The organism is Microbacterium sp. CCNWLW41 (genome assembly GCF_037083505.1).
Genome location: NZ_JBAOJP010000002.1, coordinates 557,954 through 572,933, shown reverse-complemented (window position 1 = coordinate 572,933; position 14,980 = coordinate 557,954). Strand labels below are relative to the sequence as shown.

The 14,980-nt window shown below is 72.5% G+C and carries 16 protein-coding genes; 7 read left to right on the top strand and 9 right to left on the bottom strand.

Features of this window, described 5'->3' with window-relative positions; genetic code table 11:
- Positions 1 to 41: 41 nt before the first annotated feature.
- A complete protein-coding gene (locus V6R91_RS10510) occupies positions 42 to 770 on the bottom strand; it encodes an alpha/beta fold hydrolase (RefSeq protein WP_336395385.1) in 729 nt (242 codons plus the stop codon).
- Between the two features lie 156 nt (positions 771 to 926).
- Between V6R91_RS10510 and V6R91_RS10505 the strand changes: the two genes are divergently transcribed.
- Positions 927 to 1,517 carry a hypothetical protein gene (locus tag V6R91_RS10505; protein WP_336395384.1) on the top strand — a complete coding sequence of 197 codons (591 nt, stop codon included), beginning with the start codon at positions 927 to 929 and terminating at the stop codon, positions 1,515 to 1,517.
- Positions 1,518 to 1,523: 6 nt separating this feature from the next.
- Here V6R91_RS10505 and V6R91_RS10500 read toward each other — a convergent pair whose 3' ends face one another.
- Entirely contained in the window at positions 1,524 to 2,102 is a 579-nt protein-coding gene (locus V6R91_RS10500) for a dihydrofolate reductase family protein (RefSeq protein WP_271059788.1), read from the bottom strand.
- Between the two features lie 71 nt (positions 2,103 to 2,173).
- Between V6R91_RS10500 and V6R91_RS10495 the strand changes: the two genes are divergently transcribed.
- The 3 genes from V6R91_RS10495 to V6R91_RS10485 all read left to right on the top strand — a co-directional run bounded on the left by V6R91_RS10495 (position 2,174) and on the right by V6R91_RS10485 (position 3,932).
- The gene (locus V6R91_RS10495; RefSeq protein ID WP_271059787.1) at positions 2,174 to 2,746 is read left to right on the top strand and encodes a TetR/AcrR family transcriptional regulator; all 573 of its coding nucleotides are present in this window, start codon (positions 2,174 to 2,176) and stop codon (positions 2,744 to 2,746) included.
- Between the two features lie 123 nt (positions 2,747 to 2,869).
- Complete coding sequence (locus tag V6R91_RS10490; RefSeq protein ID WP_336395383.1) at positions 2,870 to 3,520, top strand: Pr6Pr family membrane protein; 651 nt, start codon at positions 2,870 to 2,872, stop codon at positions 3,518 to 3,520.
- 124 nt (positions 3,521 to 3,644) lie between these two features.
- The gene (locus tag V6R91_RS10485; RefSeq protein ID WP_336395382.1) at positions 3,645 to 3,932 is read left to right on the top strand and encodes a hypothetical protein; all 288 of its coding nucleotides are present in this window, start codon (positions 3,645 to 3,647) and stop codon (positions 3,930 to 3,932) included.
- Positions 3,933 to 3,953: 21 nt separating this feature from the next.
- On the opposite strand, the gene V6R91_RS10480 is transcribed toward V6R91_RS10485, so the two are convergent.
- The 3 genes from V6R91_RS10480 to V6R91_RS10470 form a co-directional block, all read right to left on the bottom strand.
- Positions 3,954 to 5,015 (bottom strand): ribokinase, encoded by a 1,062-nt coding sequence (locus V6R91_RS10480; RefSeq protein ID WP_336395381.1) that lies wholly within the window; start codon positions 5,013 to 5,015, stop codon positions 3,954 to 3,956.
- Positions 5,012 to 6,094, bottom strand: a complete 1,083-nt coding sequence (locus V6R91_RS10475) for a LacI family DNA-binding transcriptional regulator (protein WP_271059779.1) — start codon at positions 6,092 to 6,094, stop codon at positions 5,012 to 5,014. Before V6R91_RS10475 ends, V6R91_RS10480 begins: the two co-directional genes overlap by 4 nt.
- 82 nt (positions 6,095 to 6,176) lie before the next feature.
- A complete protein-coding gene (locus V6R91_RS10470; RefSeq protein ID WP_271059778.1) occupies positions 6,177 to 7,634 on the bottom strand; it encodes a flavin monoamine oxidase family protein in 1,458 nt (485 codons plus the stop codon).
- A gap of 184 nt (positions 7,635 to 7,818) precedes the next feature.
- Here V6R91_RS10470 and V6R91_RS10465 point away from each other — a divergent pair, with 184 nt between their 5' ends.
- The gene (locus V6R91_RS10465; protein ID WP_336395380.1) at positions 7,819 to 8,142 is read left to right on the top strand and encodes a hypothetical protein; all 324 of its coding nucleotides are present in this window, start codon (positions 7,819 to 7,821) and stop codon (positions 8,140 to 8,142) included.
- Between the two features lie 82 nt (positions 8,143 to 8,224).
- On the opposite strand, the gene V6R91_RS10460 is transcribed toward V6R91_RS10465, so the two are convergent.
- Together V6R91_RS10460 and V6R91_RS10455 are read right to left on the bottom strand one after the other, a co-directional pair.
- On the bottom strand, positions 8,225 to 9,856 hold the full coding sequence (locus tag V6R91_RS10460; RefSeq protein ID WP_271059776.1) for a fucose isomerase: 1,632 nt from the start codon (positions 9,854 to 9,856) through the stop codon (positions 8,225 to 8,227).
- Between the two features lie 91 nt (positions 9,857 to 9,947).
- The gene (locus V6R91_RS10455) at positions 9,948 to 11,468 is read right to left on the bottom strand and encodes an FGGY-family carbohydrate kinase (RefSeq protein WP_336395379.1); all 1,521 of its coding nucleotides are present in this window, start codon (positions 11,466 to 11,468) and stop codon (positions 9,948 to 9,950) included.
- 194 nt (positions 11,469 to 11,662) lie between these two features.
- Here V6R91_RS10455 and V6R91_RS10450 point away from each other — a divergent pair, with 194 nt between their 5' ends.
- The gene (locus V6R91_RS10450; RefSeq protein ID WP_336395378.1) at positions 11,663 to 11,947 is read left to right on the top strand and encodes a hypothetical protein; all 285 of its coding nucleotides are present in this window, start codon (positions 11,663 to 11,665) and stop codon (positions 11,945 to 11,947) included.
- 36 nt (positions 11,948 to 11,983) lie between these two features.
- Here V6R91_RS10450 and V6R91_RS10445 read toward each other — a convergent pair whose 3' ends face one another.
- Positions 11,984 to 12,964, bottom strand: coding sequence for a LacI family DNA-binding transcriptional regulator (locus V6R91_RS10445; protein WP_336395377.1), 981 nt, complete (start codon positions 12,962 to 12,964; stop codon positions 11,984 to 11,986).
- A 122-nt stretch (positions 12,965 to 13,086) separates the two neighbouring features.
- Here V6R91_RS10445 and V6R91_RS10440 point away from each other — a divergent pair, with 122 nt between their 5' ends.
- A complete protein-coding gene (locus tag V6R91_RS10440) occupies positions 13,087 to 14,220 on the top strand; it encodes a glycoside hydrolase family 172 protein (RefSeq protein ID WP_336395376.1) in 1,134 nt (377 codons plus the stop codon).
- Between the two features lie 318 nt (positions 14,221 to 14,538).
- Here V6R91_RS10440 and V6R91_RS10435 read toward each other — a convergent pair whose 3' ends face one another.
- Positions 14,539 to 14,970 carry a DoxX family protein gene (locus V6R91_RS10435; protein WP_219086106.1) on the bottom strand — a complete coding sequence of 144 codons (432 nt, stop codon included), beginning with the start codon at positions 14,968 to 14,970 and terminating at the stop codon, positions 14,539 to 14,541.
- Positions 14,971 to 14,980 lie beyond the last annotated feature (10 nt).

Below are 14,980 nucleotides of genomic sequence, written 5' to 3'. Positions count from 1 at the left end.
CGCAGGCCTGCGGGGACCGCCGCCCGCCCTCCGGCGGGGCGTCAGTCGGACTCGTCGAGGATGCGCGCGAGCAGGTCCGGCCGCTGCAGGGGGATCCCGTGCCCGCACCTCGGGACCTCCTCGCGCACGGCGCTCGGGAGGGCGTCGTGCAGCGCCGCCGCGGAGCGGTGCATCAGCCGGCGCTCCCGCTCGCCGACGAGGATCCGGGCGCTCCCGGGGAATCGGGACCAGCCTGCCGGGATCCGGAACCGCAGGTTCGCCCCGACCGCGGCGACGAGCGTCGCGCGCGACATCGCGGCGGAGGTGCGGAGGTAGTCGGGCAGCAGCGCATCCGGGACGAACAGCTCCCTGGCCTGCGCCCGGGCGAACGCCGGATTCCTCGCGAGACCCGCCGTGGCGGACAGCAGCGCCAGCGTCGGGCCGGTCGCCGGGGCGGGAACGGCCTGCGCGCTGACCGCGACGACGCGTTCCACGAGGTCGGGCCGCTCCGAGGCCAGGAGCACCGCGAGCTGGGCGCCGAGGGAGAAGCCGGCCACGACGGCCGGTCTCCCCGTCCGCTCCAGGAGCGCCACGAGCTCGGCGATCACGGCCTCGTGCGCGGTGTACGGGCTGCCGGCGCTGCGGTCATGACCGGGCAGATCCGGCACGATCACGCGCCACGGGGTACGCAGACGCGCGCGCACGGGACCCCACATCCACCCGCCCACGCCGCCGCCGTGCAGCAGGAGCAGAGGCGTCGCCGTCTCGGGTCCCCGCATCTCGACGTGCACGTGGCTCCCCTCCGGTCGCGGGCTCGCACGGCCCTCCTCGGAGCCTAGCGACGGGGAGCGACCCCCGGGGCGGCCGCCTGCGCGACCTGGCCCGGGTCCCCGCGGGCCGATCCGGATCCACACCCGCCCGATAGGTGCGCGCGATAGCGTGACGACATGCGCCTGCTCGCCGACGCCGACCCCGCCCGCTGGATCCCCGTGACCGGATCCCTCGGCTTCAAGGGGCGCCGTCATCGCAAGGCCGCGATCCGCATGCTGCTGGGTCAGGCGAACGCCGCCGCCGGAGCCACGCCCCGCCCGGGCTCCGGCTTCGCCGCCTGGGCCATGAGCCAGGCCGCCCCGCTGCTGATGCGCAAGGCGGACGGCCGGGTCCTGGTGTGGACCTGGAAGCAGGAGCCCGAGCTGATCGTCGCGATGGCCAGTGCGCAGGAGCTCACGCCGCAGCTGCGGACCGCCCGCGCCATGATGCCGATGGAGTACGACGACACGGAGGAGTTCCGCAATCCCTATCTCGGGATCGGCGAGAAGCTCGTCGTCCCCCTTCCGCCGAACCCGTCCAGTCCGCCGTTCGCCACCTACACGTGGGACACCGGGACGCACCTGATCACCCTCCAGGCGGTGTGCGGGGATCGCGAGCGGTTCGGGACCGTGCTGGGCGCGGTCGACGACCTCGCGCGCACGCTCCGCAGCGCCGACGACCTCGCCGTGGGCGAGTCGGGCCCCGTGCTGCGGCTCGACCCGGCCTGACCCGCCTCAGCGGCGCACGTACTCGGCGAGCACGACGCCGGAGTCGAACGCCGTCGTGTCCACGCGTTCGAACCTCGTCGGCGCGTAGCCGCGAGGGCCGAACAGCGGAATCCCGCCCCCGAGGAGCACCGGGTTGATCTTGAGGGCCAGCCGGTCGATCTCGTCGGCCAGGTGAGCGGCGAGCGCTCCTCCGCCGCAGAGCCAGATCCCCGCGCCGTCCTCCTCCTTCAGCGCCCGGACGGTGTCGATCGGATCGGCGGCGGTGAACTCGACGCCGCCGCTTCCTTCCGGGCCCTGATGGGTGCGCGTGAAGACGATCTGCCTCAGGTGCGCGTACGGATCCGCCAGGTGGTGGTCGGGGAGGCCGACCGCGTACGTGTTCCATCCCATGAGGACGGTGTCGAACGGCCCGTCCTCGACGGGCAGGCCGGCATGGGCGGCCAGGACCGTCGGCGCCGTGCCGCGGTACCGGGCCCAGATGGGCGCCATGTGGTCGCCCTCCGCGAGGAAGGCGTCGAACTCGCCGCCCGGGCCCGCGATGTATCCGTCGAGGCTGACGGCGACGTAATAGGTGAGCTCTCGCATCGTTCTCCAATAACTACAGGTGCAGTGATTGGAGACTACAACAGATGCAGTGGTTGCGCTAGTCTCGTCGCATGGCGAAGAACGATGCGCGCCGTGCCGCGCTGGCCGATGCCGGGCTCGCAGTGCTCGCCCGCGAGGGATCCCGCGGACTCACCCACCGCGCCGTGGACGAGGAGGCGGGGGTGCCCACGGGGACGACGTCGAACTACTTCCGCAGCCGGGACGCGCTCATGGCGGGCCTGTTCGAACGGATCGGCGCCCGCCTCGCGCCCACGCCGGAGGACCTGGCGCTCCGCGCCGGGCAGCAGCCAAGCCGCGCGCTCTTCGCCGACTACCTTCGCGACATCGTCCGCCGCCTCTGCGCCGACCGGGAGGTCACCCTCGCGCTGTTCGAACTGCGCCTGGAGTCCGCGCGTCGCCCCGAGCTGGCCGCAGTGCTCGCCCCGTGGCTGCGTGCCGGGTTCGAGGGCGACGTCGCGTTCAACGAGGCGGCGGGTCTTCCCGGCGGCCGCCGGGAGATCGCGCTCTTCCACTACGCGATCGACGGCCTGCTGCTGGATCGCCTGACCACGCCGATCGACCCGGACCTGCCCGTCGACGACGTCGTCGACGCGCTCGCGGACGGCCTCCTCCCCGGGGCCTGACTCCGCTGCCCTGCCGATGCGGGCTCCTTCTCTGCGGGTCTCCCCCGGCCGGCGCCGAGGCCGGGTCCGTAGACTCGGGCCGGGGGCGCACCCGATCGCCCCCGGACAGGAGATGACGGGACGGTGAGGGCTCGGACCGTGGTCGCCCTCGTGCGCGTGGCCACGGCGGCGGTGTGCCTCGTCGCGCTCGTCCACCGCCTGTTCTGGGGTCTGAGCTCGCGGACCGCCGCGGGGGAGAACTTCTTCGCCTATCTCACGGTGCAGTCGAACATCGCCCTGATGCTGCTGCTGGTCGTCGCGGCGGCACTGGCCCTGCGCCGCGCCGAGGATCCGCGCTGGCTCTCCGCCGCCTATGCGCTCGTGCTCACGTGGACGCTCACCGCCGGACTCGCGTTCGGTCTCATCGTCTGGCAGGCCCATCTCCGGGGCATCCCGATGACGGTGCCGTGGTCCGATCAGCTGATCCACTACTGGCTGCCGGCGTTCTCCGCGTCGGCCTGGCTCGTCACGCCCGCCCGACGCCCGGTTCCGTGGACGATCGTCCCCGCCTCACTCGCCTTCCCGCTCGTCTGGGGAGGGTTCACGATGTGGCGGGGGCCGATCATCGGGTGGTACCCGTACTACTTCCTGGATCCCCGCCAGGTGAGCGGCCCCGCGGAGTTCCTCGGCACCTCCGCCGTCGCGTTGGCGATCTTCGCGGCGGTCTCCTCCGTGCTGGTGCTCACCAGCCGGCTCCCCGGGGTGCGGTGGTCGCGTCCCGGCCCCGGATCGTAGACCGCGCGTCCGGTGGTCGTCCTCCCCCGCGGCGGATGCGTCGGAGTTCTCCACGGCTCCCGTCCGAGACCCCGGCGGCGCCTCCCCCGGTGACAACCTGGAGCCTCCCGAGGAGAATGGGGGGATGCAGATGACCGATCCGCAGGTGTGGACGCTCATCGGCGTGTTCGCCGCCGCGGTGCTCGGCGGCATGTCCGTGATGACGGCCCAGTTCAGCCGCGTCCTGCGATCGGAGGGCGCACGGCTGGACGCGAAGATCGACGGACTCCGCGGAGAGGTGAGCGGTCAGTTCACGGCGATGGGCACCCGGCTCGACGCCATCGACGACCGGCTCATCCGCGTCGAGGACAAGGTCGACGACCTCGACAAGGAGGTCGCCAACCTCGCCACGAGGTTCTGGCGCTCGTCCTGAACGACGGCGGCGATGGGCGCGTCAGCGGCGCGATGCCTCCGTGTCTTCCGTCGCCCCGGCGTCGAGCTCCGTGACGGCCTCGTCACCGCCCGGAAGCACGTCGTCCGACATCGGCGAGGAGGACTGCGTCCCCTGCCGGGTCACGGCGAACGCCCCGACCCGGACGGCGAGACGCACGGCGTCGATGAGCGAGGACCCCGCCGCGAGCGAGGCGGCCAGCGATCCGACGAAGGCGTCCCCGGCGCCGGACGTGTCCACCGCGTCCACGCGCGGGGAGGCGACGTGCACGAGCCGCGCCCCCTCGGCGACCACGGCCCCGCCGGCGCCGAGCGTGAGCACGATCGACCGGGCTCCGGCGGAACGCAGCGCCTGGGCGAGAGCGGCGTCGGACCGGCCGGCGGGCACCTCGCGGGCGGCGCTCTCGCCACCGGCCCCTCCACCGTCGTCCGCGGCACCCGCGGCGAGCTGGTCCAGCAGCACGAGCGCCTCGTGCTCGTTGACGACCAGCGGGTCCGCGCGGCGGAGCGTCTCGTCCGCGACCGCGCAGACGGGAGCGAGGTTCAGCAGGACCCGGCCGCGCGCGAGCGCGGCAGCGCGGTCGATCCCGTCCACGGGGATCTCCCCCTGCAGGACGAGCACGGCGGCCGCCTCGACGACGTCGGCGTGCGCCTCGATCGCCGTGGCGTCCACGAGGCCGTTGGCACCGGGCACCACGATGATCGTGTTCTCTGCATCGTCCTCGCCCACGCTCACGAGGGCGAGTCCCGTGGGACCGGAGACGGTGGCGACCCGGCCGAGGTCGACGCCCGCCTCCGCCATGACGCCGACCGCGTCGGCCTCCCGCCCGTCGTCGCCCACGGCGCCGACCATGACGGTCGCCGCGCCGCGGCGCGCCGCCGCGACGGCCTGGTTCGCCCCCTTGCCCCCGGGAGCGAGGCTCGCCGATGTTCCGATGAGGGTCTCGCCGGGACGGGGAAGCCGCGCGGCGGTCACCCGCTGGTCGATGTTGATGGACCCGGCGACGACGACGGTTCCGTCGGCGATCGCGCGGGGGACGGCGGTCGGCTGTGCCTGCGCACTCATGAGGGCTCCTTCGAGGAGGACGGGGACGGACGGACGAAGGCCGCGGGCGCGGGAGCGGGCGACGAGGAGGAGGCCCGCACGATCAGCTCGCTCGGCAGGAGGATCGAGTCCGGGGCGCCTCCGGCGATGACCTCGCGGAGAAGGCGGACCGCGTGCCGCCCCATCTCCTCGACGCTGTGCGCGATCACGCTGAGCGGAGGGTTCAGCAGCGAGAACCACTCGATGTCGTCGAAGGCGACCAGCGCGAGGTCCTCGCCGATCCGGTGCCCGAGGCGCTGCAGCGTGGCCAGGGCCCCGACGGTCATCAGGCTGTCCGCGGCGAGCAGCGCCGTGGGTGGGTCGGGGAGCTGGAAGAGGCGATGGACGGCCGCCGATCCGCTCTCCGCCTGGAAGTCGCCATGGTGGATCAGCGCCGGGTCCGCGTCCAGCCCCGCGTCGGCCGCGGCGGCCGCCCAGGCGGCGAGCCGGTCCCGGCCGGTCGACGCCGTCTGCGGTCCGGCGATGTAGCCGACCCGCCGGTGCCCCCGGTCACGCAGGTGGACGGCCGCCTGGCGGATCCCGGGGACGGGATCGGTGGTGACGCTCGGAACGGGGATGCCCGGGAGCACCCGGTCCACGAAGACGAGGGGGACGCCCCGGGCGAGCAGTGCCTGGATCGCTCCCGGATCACCACCCCCCTGAGGAGCGACGATGACGCCGTCCGCCCGCCGGGAGATGAGCGTGTCCAGATAGCGGTCCTGCTGTGCGGGGTCCTCGTTGGCGTTGCCCAGCAGCGTGGTGTAGCCGCAGGCGAGCAGCTCCTGCTCGATGGCGTGCGCGAGATCCGCGAAGAAGGGGTTGCGGACGTCGGAGACGAGCAGGCCGATCGTGTCCGAGCGCGTGGAGCGCAATGCCCTGGCCTGCGCGTTGGGGTGGAAGTCGAGATCGCGCGCCGCCTGCTCGACGCGCTCCCGGGATCCGGGCGACGTCGCCGGGTGGCCGGACAGCACGCGGGAGGCGGTCGCCGGGGACACCCCGGCGCGCGCGGCCACGTCCTTGATGGTGACGACGTTCATCGACCCCTTCGCCCGATCGTTCATGGAATCGAATCCATGGATTCGATTCCATGGGAGCTTAGGAGGGAGCGCGTACGGTGTCAACATGCCCGCCGCGGGGACGCGACTACTCGATCGCGTCGGGGGCGAAGCGGGACAGCGACTCCAGCGCGACGGCGAGCGCCGCCTCATCGTCGAGGTCGGCGAACTCGACGGCCGAGTCTCCCCCGACGACGCCGACGAGCACCGTGCGGTCGTCGTCGGTGCGCAGCTCCAGCCACGTCCGGAAGACGGCCGAGCCGTCCACGAGCTGCCAGAGCGAGACCGCGACGGCCGAGGCCTCCGGCGCGTCGGCGTCGGGGGTGACCGTCGCCGTCGGCTCCGGCCCGGCCCCGCCCTCGCCTCCCGCTTCCTCACCCGGGCGCGGGAACGGCTCGTCGAAGAGCAGCCAGATCGTCTCGATCGCTCCCATGGCGAGGGCGGACACGGCACCACGGATCTCGAACGGAAGGGGTGGCGCGAACTCGATCCCCTGCTCCTGCAGCACTCCCAGCGGCACCGTCAGCACGACCCGGTCGAACGACAGCGCCTCGCCGGTCCCGAGCCGGACGCTCAGCCCGGCGTCGTCGTAGGCGATGCGGCTGACCGGAGAGGAGAGCGAGACCTGGACCCCGTCGAGCAACCGGTCGAACAGCGCCGTGGTGTCCCCGAGCGGGACGACGAGTCCCCCGCCCCGGGGGATCGGCGGGAACCAGGACGACGCGGTGGCGGGATCGGCGCCGGTCGCCGCGGCGAGCGCCGCGAGGACGGCCACGAGCCCGGGATCGGCCGGATCCGCGCCGTTCTCCGCGAGCGCCTGGGCGAGGGAGAGGTCGGCCGGCTGCTGCCCGGCGCGCTCGATCGCTGCGGCCAACGGCTCCTCCGAGGGGGCGTCCACCGCGCCGTCGGTCCCGAACCACTGCGGCCCGGCGACGTCCGCAGTGACCACCGCGATGTCGTCGATGCGGCTGCGGAGGTCCTCGTCGTCGGCGCCGAGGATCCATCCGCCGAGCTGGACGCCGGTCGGCCAGGCGTCGTCGGTCTCGGCATGCATCCGGCCGCCGACGCGGTCGCGGGCCTCGAGGACGGTCACGTGTGCGCCCGCGTCCGCGAGGATCCGCGCGGCGGCGGACCCGGCGAGCCCGGCGCCGATCACGGCGATCCGCTCGCCGTCGTCCATCACCTCCACCACCGCCCGCGCCGCGCGCTCGCCCGACGCGACGGCGCCGCGCATGGTGCCCGGAGCGTCGGCGTCCGTCGCCTCCCCGGCGAGGAAGAGCCGGTCCTGCACGGACTCGGCCAGGAGCTCGCGCTGCCCGGGCTGCGCGCCGACCGGGGTGATGCTCGCCGCACCGCGGGAGAACGGGTCGGCGGACCAGGCGCTCCGCCGGACGTCGGTCGGGGCCGGCAGGCCGGTCGTCGGGGTAGGCCGGGGCATCGGGGTCCGCGTGGGCGTCCGCGTGGGCTCGGGCTCCGGCACGCAGGACGCGAGGAGCAGGGTGACGGCCCCCAATCCGGTGCCGACGAGCAGAGTTCGACGCGTCATCCTCATCGTGCCGCCAGCCTATTCCCCCTTCGCCGTTCGCCGCCTGCGATCGACGGCCGGCCCGCGCCTGCCCCTCCACAGCAAGACGGATGCCGCCGCCTTTCCACACGTCCCGATCTGGCGTGCGATCCCGCCTGCGGGGCGTGACAGGATCCCGCACAGAGGACAGAATGAGGGGATGGTGATGAACGATCCACAGATCTGGACGCTCATCGGCGTGTTCGCCGCGGTGATGGCGGGCGGGCTCACGCTGCTGCTGAGGCAGAACGAGCGGATCATCGCGTCGCTGCGGTCCGAGCTCACCGCGCGCTTCGACGGGCTCGAAGGGCGGATGGACGCCCGGTTCGAGCGGATGGACGCCCGGTTCGAGGCGATCGACGCCCGGTTCGAGGCGATCGACGCCCGGTTCGCGACCATGGACGTCCGGCTCGACTCGATCGAGCGGCGTCTCGACGATCTGGACGGGGAGGTCGCCCACCTGGCCAGACGTTTCTGGGGCTCGTCCTGACCCGCCGGCGACGGCGTGACGTCCGATCGGACGGCCACGGACGGGCGCGCCCCGGTCCCCACCGGCGCGCGCCCGTCCGCGGTCAGACGGTGACGTCCCCGACGAGGTGCACGCGGATCCCCATGCCGTCGAGCATCGCGGCCTTGGCGATCAGCGCCTTGTCGGCGGTCTCCGCGTCCGGCGCGTAGACGACCTGCACGTGGTTGGCCTTGTGCCTGGCCATGAACTGATCCCGACTCTGCCCGTGCAGCATCACGTGCGCGATCGGCCACTCCGGGTTCGTCGCCTCCTTGCGGCGGCGGGTCTCGTCGGCGGGCAGCTCGACCACCGACCCGCGGAAGAGGTCGGCCTGCAGCACCCCCTCGGCGATGTAGATCCGGGAGAGGACGACCTCGCCGGGGATCGAGACGCCGTTGATCGTGGCGCCGCCGGCGGGGAAGAACACGTGCCCCTGCCGCCATCCCTCGGCGTTGTGCCAGCCGCCGAGGTGCGAGGCGGGCACGGACCCGGAGATCTCGTAGACCCAGACGAAGTCCCCGTCGTACTCCTCGCCCCAGCGCACGTCGTGCAGGGTGTTGTCCGGCACGAGCCCCATGGCCCGCCACACGCGGTCGGTCACGAGCGCGTCCACCGCGACGCCCTCGTCGGCCTCGTTGAAGTGCGGGAAGGCGCGCCCCTCGTGCAGCACCCGGGAGCCGTCGCGCGAGGTCACCGGCGGACGCTCGGTCGAGTTCAGGATGCCCTCGGCGAGATCGGAGGCCGGCACGAGGTCCTTGAGTCCCTGCTGGTACTGGATGCCGACCGCGTCCAGTCCGAAGTCGTCGGCGATCCGGAGGGCGGCGATGTACATCTTCAGCTGCCACTGCACCTGATCCCGGGTGAGCTCGGTGGCCGGGTCCTCGCCGTAGCGGAACGTCATGCCGTGATCGATCAGCCAGTCGTAGGCGGCGTCGGCCTCGGCGTCGGCGACCGTGCGCATCTCGGCGTACAGGGCCGACTGCGACAGGCGCTCCTTGTAGATGCCGGTGGGGTTGAGCAACTCGTCGTCGAAGATCGCGTTGTACATGCCCATGCAGCCCTCGTCGAAGACGCCGATGATCGCCTTGTCTCGGCGCAGCTGGGCGGCGAGTGCCTGACCGAGCTCCTTCTCCGGCCCGTCCGGCAGCGCGGCGAGCGCACGCACATGCGAGGCGTCGTGCGACACGCGGCCGGTCTCGGTCCAGGACCGCAGTCCCTCACGGAACTCCTGGTCCGTGAAATCGACGGACCACAGCGTGGAGTACGGCTTCTGCATCTTGGTGAGGCCGGCGTTCAGACCGAGGAGCCCGACGAGGCCGGGCCAGTCCGGGGCGAAGTTGGCCACGGTGAGGATCGGTCCGCGATGCGTGCGCAGGCCCGGCAGGACGTGGTGGGAGTACTGCCAGTTCGCGGTGACCACGGCGAGCGGGGCGTCCTCCGGGATCCGCGTGAACACCTCCATCCCCATCCGCTGACTGGAGATGTAGCCGTGCCCGGTCTCCGGGTCCACACCGAACGGGCGGATCACGGTCCATCCGAGCTCCTCGAACACCGCGGTGACCGCGGCCTCCGCGGCGGCCTGGACGGGCCACCCGGCGACGTTGGCCGACTCGCGCAGGTCGCCCGAGGTGATGAGGTACACGGTGTTCGGCTCGGCCGCCGGCCGCGCGGTGGGGGTCGGGAGTGCGTAGGTCATGGTCTCTCCGTGGTGTCGGGGTCGGTCGGGCGGTCGGGGATGACGGCGGTGTGCGGGATGGGCCGGGCGCGGCGCACCGCCGCGACGCCGGTCACGCGCGCCCCCGCTGCTCGCCGGCGAGCTCGTGCACGACGCCCTTCGTGGCCTCGTAGAGCCGTACGTAGCGGTCAAAGAGGGCGTTGTAGACCCCGGCGCGGTCCGGGTCCGGGAGGATCCGGTCGACGATCGGGTTCCAGTCCGCGATGAGCGGCGCCGGCGCCCCGGATCCCGCGGCCGCGGCGGCGGTCGCGAGGAACGCCGCGCCGTAGCTCGCACCGATCGTGTGGCGCGGCACCTCCTGCACGAGCCCGGTCGCGTCGGAGACGATCTGCATCCAGAGCCTGCCCTGGGTGCCGCCGCCGACCGCGACGATCCGGTCGATCGCGGCGCCCGCGGCCCGCATGGTCTCGACGTTGTGCCGCACCCCGAGGGCGGTGGCCTCCAGGGCCGCGCGGTAGAGGTCGCCACGGCCGTGCTCCAGGGTGAGCCCCGCGATCACCCCTCGGGCGTCGGGGTCCTGGATCGGGGTGCGCTCGCCCGCGAAGTACGGGAGCATCACGAGCCCGCGCGCACCCGGGCCGGACGCCTCCGCTTCGGCGAGCAGCTCCGGGTAGTCGGCGTCGGTCAGCTCCGCCAGCCACGCGGTCAGCGCCCCGGACGTCGCGAGCCCGCCCGCGAGGTTCCGCGTGCCGGGGAACGCCCCGACGGTCGTCCACATCGACGGCGTGCGGAGGGTCTCGGGCCCGGTCGCGACGAGGAACATCGTGGTGCCGTACATGAGCATGAGATCGCCCGCACCGTGGGCGCCCGCACTCACCGCCTCCGTCCACGCGTCGATCGTGCCGACGATCACGGGAATCCCCTCGGGAAGTCCCGTCGTCTCCGCCGCCCGCGCGGTGACCGTTCCGGCCGCCTCGCCGGCCCAGGCCAGAGCGGGCGGCTCGATCGGCGCGGCGTAGCGATCCCACCACGGGCGGTGCCAGGCCTCGGCCTCGATGTCGTACAGCGGGGACATCTGGCTCGCGGACTGGTGATCCAGCACATAGGCGCCGGTGAGACGCCGCGCCAGCCAGGAGGCCGGCATGTACAGCCGTCGCGCGCGCGCCCAGATAACGGGCTCCTCGTCCCGGACCCAGACGAGCTTGGGGCCTCCGGCCTGGGACGTGAGGACGGAGCCGCCGACGCGGGTGATCTCGTCCTCCCCGAGCTCCGCGTCCATGCGAGCGATCTGCGCGCCCGTGCGCGTGTCGACGCCGTAGAGGATCGCCGGGCGGACGGGGCGGTCGTCCTCGTCGGCGAGCAGGACGCAGGGGCCCATGCCGCTGACCCCGACGCCGACGATCTCGGCCGGACCCTCGTCGTCGAGTGCGGATGCCGCTCCGACGAGCTCTCGGGAGAGGGAGACGAACTCGTCCCACCACACCTCGCCGTCCATCTCGACCCAGCCGGCGCGCGGGCGGCTCACCTCGTGCGCGCGCGTGGCCTGGGCGAGGATCCGTCCATCCTCCGCGACGAGCACGCCCTTGCTGCTCGACGTGCCGACGTCGACGCCGATGGTGCACTGCACGCGCATCCTCCTCGATCGCTGTCCGCTGCTCCGCGGACGGCGATCACGCTACACGAAATCGATTTCAAGGGCAACGGATCCTCTCGTCCTCCTCCCCGACGCGGTCGAAGACGAGTTGTCCACCGATCCGGCACCACCGTCATTTCGCCCCGCTGTTCGGTGACACGATCACCGAACCGGGGCATCATGGAGGGATGGGCATGAACGATCCTCAGATTTGGGTTCTCATCGGTGTTTTCACCGCTGCGATCCTCGGCGGCATGACCCTCGTCAGCACACACGTCAGCCGGGTCATCCACGCCGAGATCAACGGCCTGCGCGGTGAGATGAACGGACGGTTCGGTGAGATGAACGGACGGTTCGAGGCCGTCAACGCCCGCTTCGACGCGGTCGAGCGCCGCCTGGATCGGGTGGAGACCGCGCTGGAGGACCTGGACGACGAGGTGACACGCCTCGCGAAGCGCGTCTGGGGCGCCCCGGACTGACCCGCCCGCACGCGGCAGGCGCGCGGGCGGGCGGCGTCAGCGCAGGACGCTGGCTGGCTGCAGCTCTCCGCGGAGCACGACGGTGCGCGTGGGCTGCGCGTCGCCGGCGATCCGCTCCAGGAGCATGCGCGCAGCCGTGACGCCCATATGCCGTGCGGGCAGGCGAACGAGGGTCACGGCAGTCGGCGACAGCGTGGTGAACGGCAGCGAGCCCACCACCGCGACCCCGAGCCGCGGCGGCGTCAGACCGCGCTCGGTCAGCACCTGGATCGCCCCGACGCCGATGAGGTTGTTGCCGGCGACGACGGCGTCCGGCGGCTCGGGCAGCGCCAGCAGCGTCTCCATCGCCTCCCGACCGCCGTCCACCCGGAACGACGAGAAGCGCAGCAGCTCCGGATCGGCCTCCGCGCCGTGCGCCTGGAGCGCCCGGCGCCAGCCCTCCGCACGCTCGGTGGCCGTCTCGATGTTCTCGGGACCCGCGATGTGCGCGATACGCCGATACCCGGCCTCGATCAGGCTCTCCGCCGCGGCTCGGCCGGCATCGCGGTTGGCCATGACGACCTCGTCGACGTCACTGCCGACGCCGCGGTCCACCGCGACGACCGGGCGCCCCGCCGCGCGGATGGCGGTCAGATCGGTCCGCTCCGACGCCGCAGCGATGATGACGCCGGACATGTGCTCGGCGATCGCGATCCCGAGGTACGTGGACTCCTTCTCGACCTGCGCGTCGGAGTTGCAGAGCACGACGGAGTAGCCGGCCTCGGAGGCCACGTCCTCGACCCCGCGCGCCATCTCGGTGAAGTAGGGGTTCTCGATGTCGGGGATGACCAGCGCGATCACCTCGGAGCTCTGACGGCGCAGCGTCCGGGCCGTGCGGTTCGGGGTGAAACGCAGCTGCTCGGCGGCCTGACGCACCGCGGCGACCTTCTCGTCCGAGACGCCGACGCCGTTGAAGACGCGCGACACGGTCGCCGGCGAGACCCCGGCCAGCTGGGCGACGTCGTAGATCGTGGCCATTTCGCTCCCCTGGCACCGCGGTCGGCGCCGTGTCGCCACCCTATCGCGTTGAAATCGATTGCAAAAGAGGCGCCGCAGAGGTACCGTGTCGGCAGGATCCCCCGACACGAGGATGTGCCCGCATGAGCCCCCGCCCTTCCGACCTCTCGTCCCTCTCCGCGCTGCGCCCCGTGCAGACCCGATCGATCTCGCCGGAGAACTTCGACGGCGCGGCCGGCGGCGGCGGGCGAGCGACCGAGGGGACCGGCGCCGACTGCGCGCGGGACCTCGGCCCGGGGTGGAAGATCTCTCCGAGCGTCGACATCAAGGCCGGCGAGACCTTCGAGCTGGCCTCGATCCACGGCGCCGGCAAGATCACGCACATCTGGATCACGACGCACACCGACAACTGGCGCACGCTCCTGCTGCGCGCCTACTGGGACGGCGCCGAGGAGCCCGCGGTCGAGGTGCCGTACGGCGACTTCTTCTGCAACGGCTGGGACGTGTTCGCGCAGGTCAACTCGCAGGTCATCGCCGCGAACCCCCACGGCGGCTTCAACTCCTACTGGCCGATGCCGTTCCGCGACGGCGCTCGGCTGACCATCGAGAACACCTCGGTCGTCGACGTGCGCGTCTACTACCAGATCACCTACGAGACCGGTGGCGACTACTCCGGCGACGGCTACTTCCACGCGCAGTGGCGCCGCTCGAATCCGCTGGACGAGCTCGTCCCTCACACGATCCTCGAGGGGATCGAGGGGCAGGGGCAGTACGTCGGCACCTACATCGCCTGGGGCGCGAACTCCAACGGCTGGTGGGGCGAGGGCGAGATCAAGTTCTACCTCGACGACGACACCGACTACCCGACCATCTGCGGAACCGGCACCGAGGACTACTTCGGCGGAGCATGGAACTTCGACGTGCCCGGTCAGGGCTACACCGCCTTCTCCACACCGTATCTGGGGATGCCTCAGGTCATCCGTCCCGACGGCCTCTACGTCTCCCAGCAGCGCTTCGGGATGTACCGGTGGCATCTGCTCGACCCGATCCACTTCTCCACGGGTCTGCCGAAGGTGGACATCCAGGCGCTCGGCTGGCGCAGCGGCTGGCGGTACCTGCCGCTGCGCGACGACATCGCGTCCACCGCGATGTTCTACCTCGACCGCCCCACGGCGCGCCGCCCGAAGAGCCCCTCGGCGGACGACCTGGAGGTGCACCTAGGAACCGCCCCGGTGCCAGACATCGGGGCGACCCCGCCGCGCGACCCGCGGAGCTGATCCGGCAGGGCACCAAGACGAGACGACGACTCCTCGCGAAATCAGGCAGACGCGTGAGAACAGGCGAGCAACTGCTCTCACTGCCTGATCCCGCGCGTCTGCCTGACCCGGCGCGGCGGCACGTCGTCGCGCGCCAACACGGGCGCCAACGCGAGATCAGGCCAACGCGTGAGAACAGGCAAACAACCGCGATCACCGCCTGATCCCGCGCGTCCGCCTGATCCGGCGCGGCGACCTGATCCCGCGCGTCTGCCTGATCCCGCGCGTCTGCCTGATCCCGCGGGATCAGGCAGACGCGTGGGGACAGGAGGGGGAGGGTCAGGCCAGGGCGCGGGCGGGACCGCGCATGACGACGCGGTCCAGGGAGATGCGACCGGCGCCGGTGAACGCCAGGGCGAGCGCGGCCGCCCCCAGCACGGCGACGAACTCGTAGCCGCCCTCACTCACCCAGAAACCGGCGGGAAGGTGGACGAGGAAGATCGCGCCGACCATGTCCGCCGCGAGGAGGACGGCGGCCGGGCGGGTGAGCACCCCGAGGATGAGCAGGATCCCGCCGACGAGCTCGATCAGTGCAATGGCGGGGCCGGTGAACTCCGGCAGCGGTGCGCCCATCCCGGCGAACGCCTGGGCGGTGCCGGGGAGCGTGAACTCGAAGACCTTCTGCGCGCCGTGGACGGCGAAGATCGCGCCGACCACGACGCGGAGGATGAGCAGACCGATCGAGGCTGCGGGCTTGCTGGTGTTCGTCATGAGGGAGGTG

Bases quoted from the DNA above. Each gene is read 5' to 3' on its own strand.
- V6R91_RS10465 (WP_336395380.1), top strand. From the start codon at position 7,819: ATGAACGATCCACAGATCTGGACGCTCATCGGCGTGTTCGCCGCGGTG.
- V6R91_RS10445 (WP_336395377.1), bottom strand. From the start codon at position 12,964: ATGGCCACGATCTACGACGTCGCCCAGCTGGCCGGGGTCTCGCCGGCG.
- V6R91_RS10495 (WP_271059787.1), top strand. From the start codon at position 2,174: ATGGCGAAGAACGATGCGCGCCGTGCCGCGCTGGCCGATGCCGGGCTC.
- V6R91_RS10460 (WP_271059776.1), bottom strand. From the start codon at position 9,856: ATGACCTACGCACTCCCGACCCCCACCGCGCGGCCGGCGGCCGAGCCG.
- V6R91_RS10475 (WP_271059779.1), bottom strand. From the start codon at position 6,094: ATGAACGATCGGGCGAAGGGGTCGATGAACGTCGTCACCATCAAGGAC.
- V6R91_RS10480 (WP_336395381.1), bottom strand. From the start codon at position 5,015: ATGAGTGCGCAGGCACAGCCGACCGCCGTCCCCCGCGCGATCGCCGAC.
- V6R91_RS10440 (WP_336395376.1), top strand. From the start codon at position 13,087: ATGAGCCCCCGCCCTTCCGACCTCTCGTCCCTCTCCGCGCTGCGCCCC.
- V6R91_RS10450 (WP_336395378.1), top strand. From the start codon at position 11,663: ATGAACGATCCTCAGATTTGGGTTCTCATCGGTGTTTTCACCGCTGCG.
- V6R91_RS10485 (WP_336395382.1), top strand. From the start codon at position 3,645: ATGCAGATGACCGATCCGCAGGTGTGGACGCTCATCGGCGTGTTCGCC.
- V6R91_RS10500 (WP_271059788.1), bottom strand. From the start codon at position 2,102: ATGCGAGAGCTCACCTATTACGTCGCCGTCAGCCTCGACGGATACATC.
- V6R91_RS10470 (WP_271059778.1), bottom strand. From the start codon at position 7,634: ATGACGCGTCGAACTCTGCTCGTCGGCACCGGATTGGGGGCCGTCACC.
- V6R91_RS10505 (WP_336395384.1), top strand. From the start codon at position 927: ATGCGCCTGCTCGCCGACGCCGACCCCGCCCGCTGGATCCCCGTGACC.
- V6R91_RS10435 (WP_219086106.1), bottom strand. From the start codon at position 14,970: ATGACGAACACCAGCAAGCCCGCAGCCTCGATCGGTCTGCTCATCCTC.
- V6R91_RS10455 (WP_336395379.1), bottom strand. From the start codon at position 11,468: ATGCGCGTGCAGTGCACCATCGGCGTCGACGTCGGCACGTCGAGCAGC.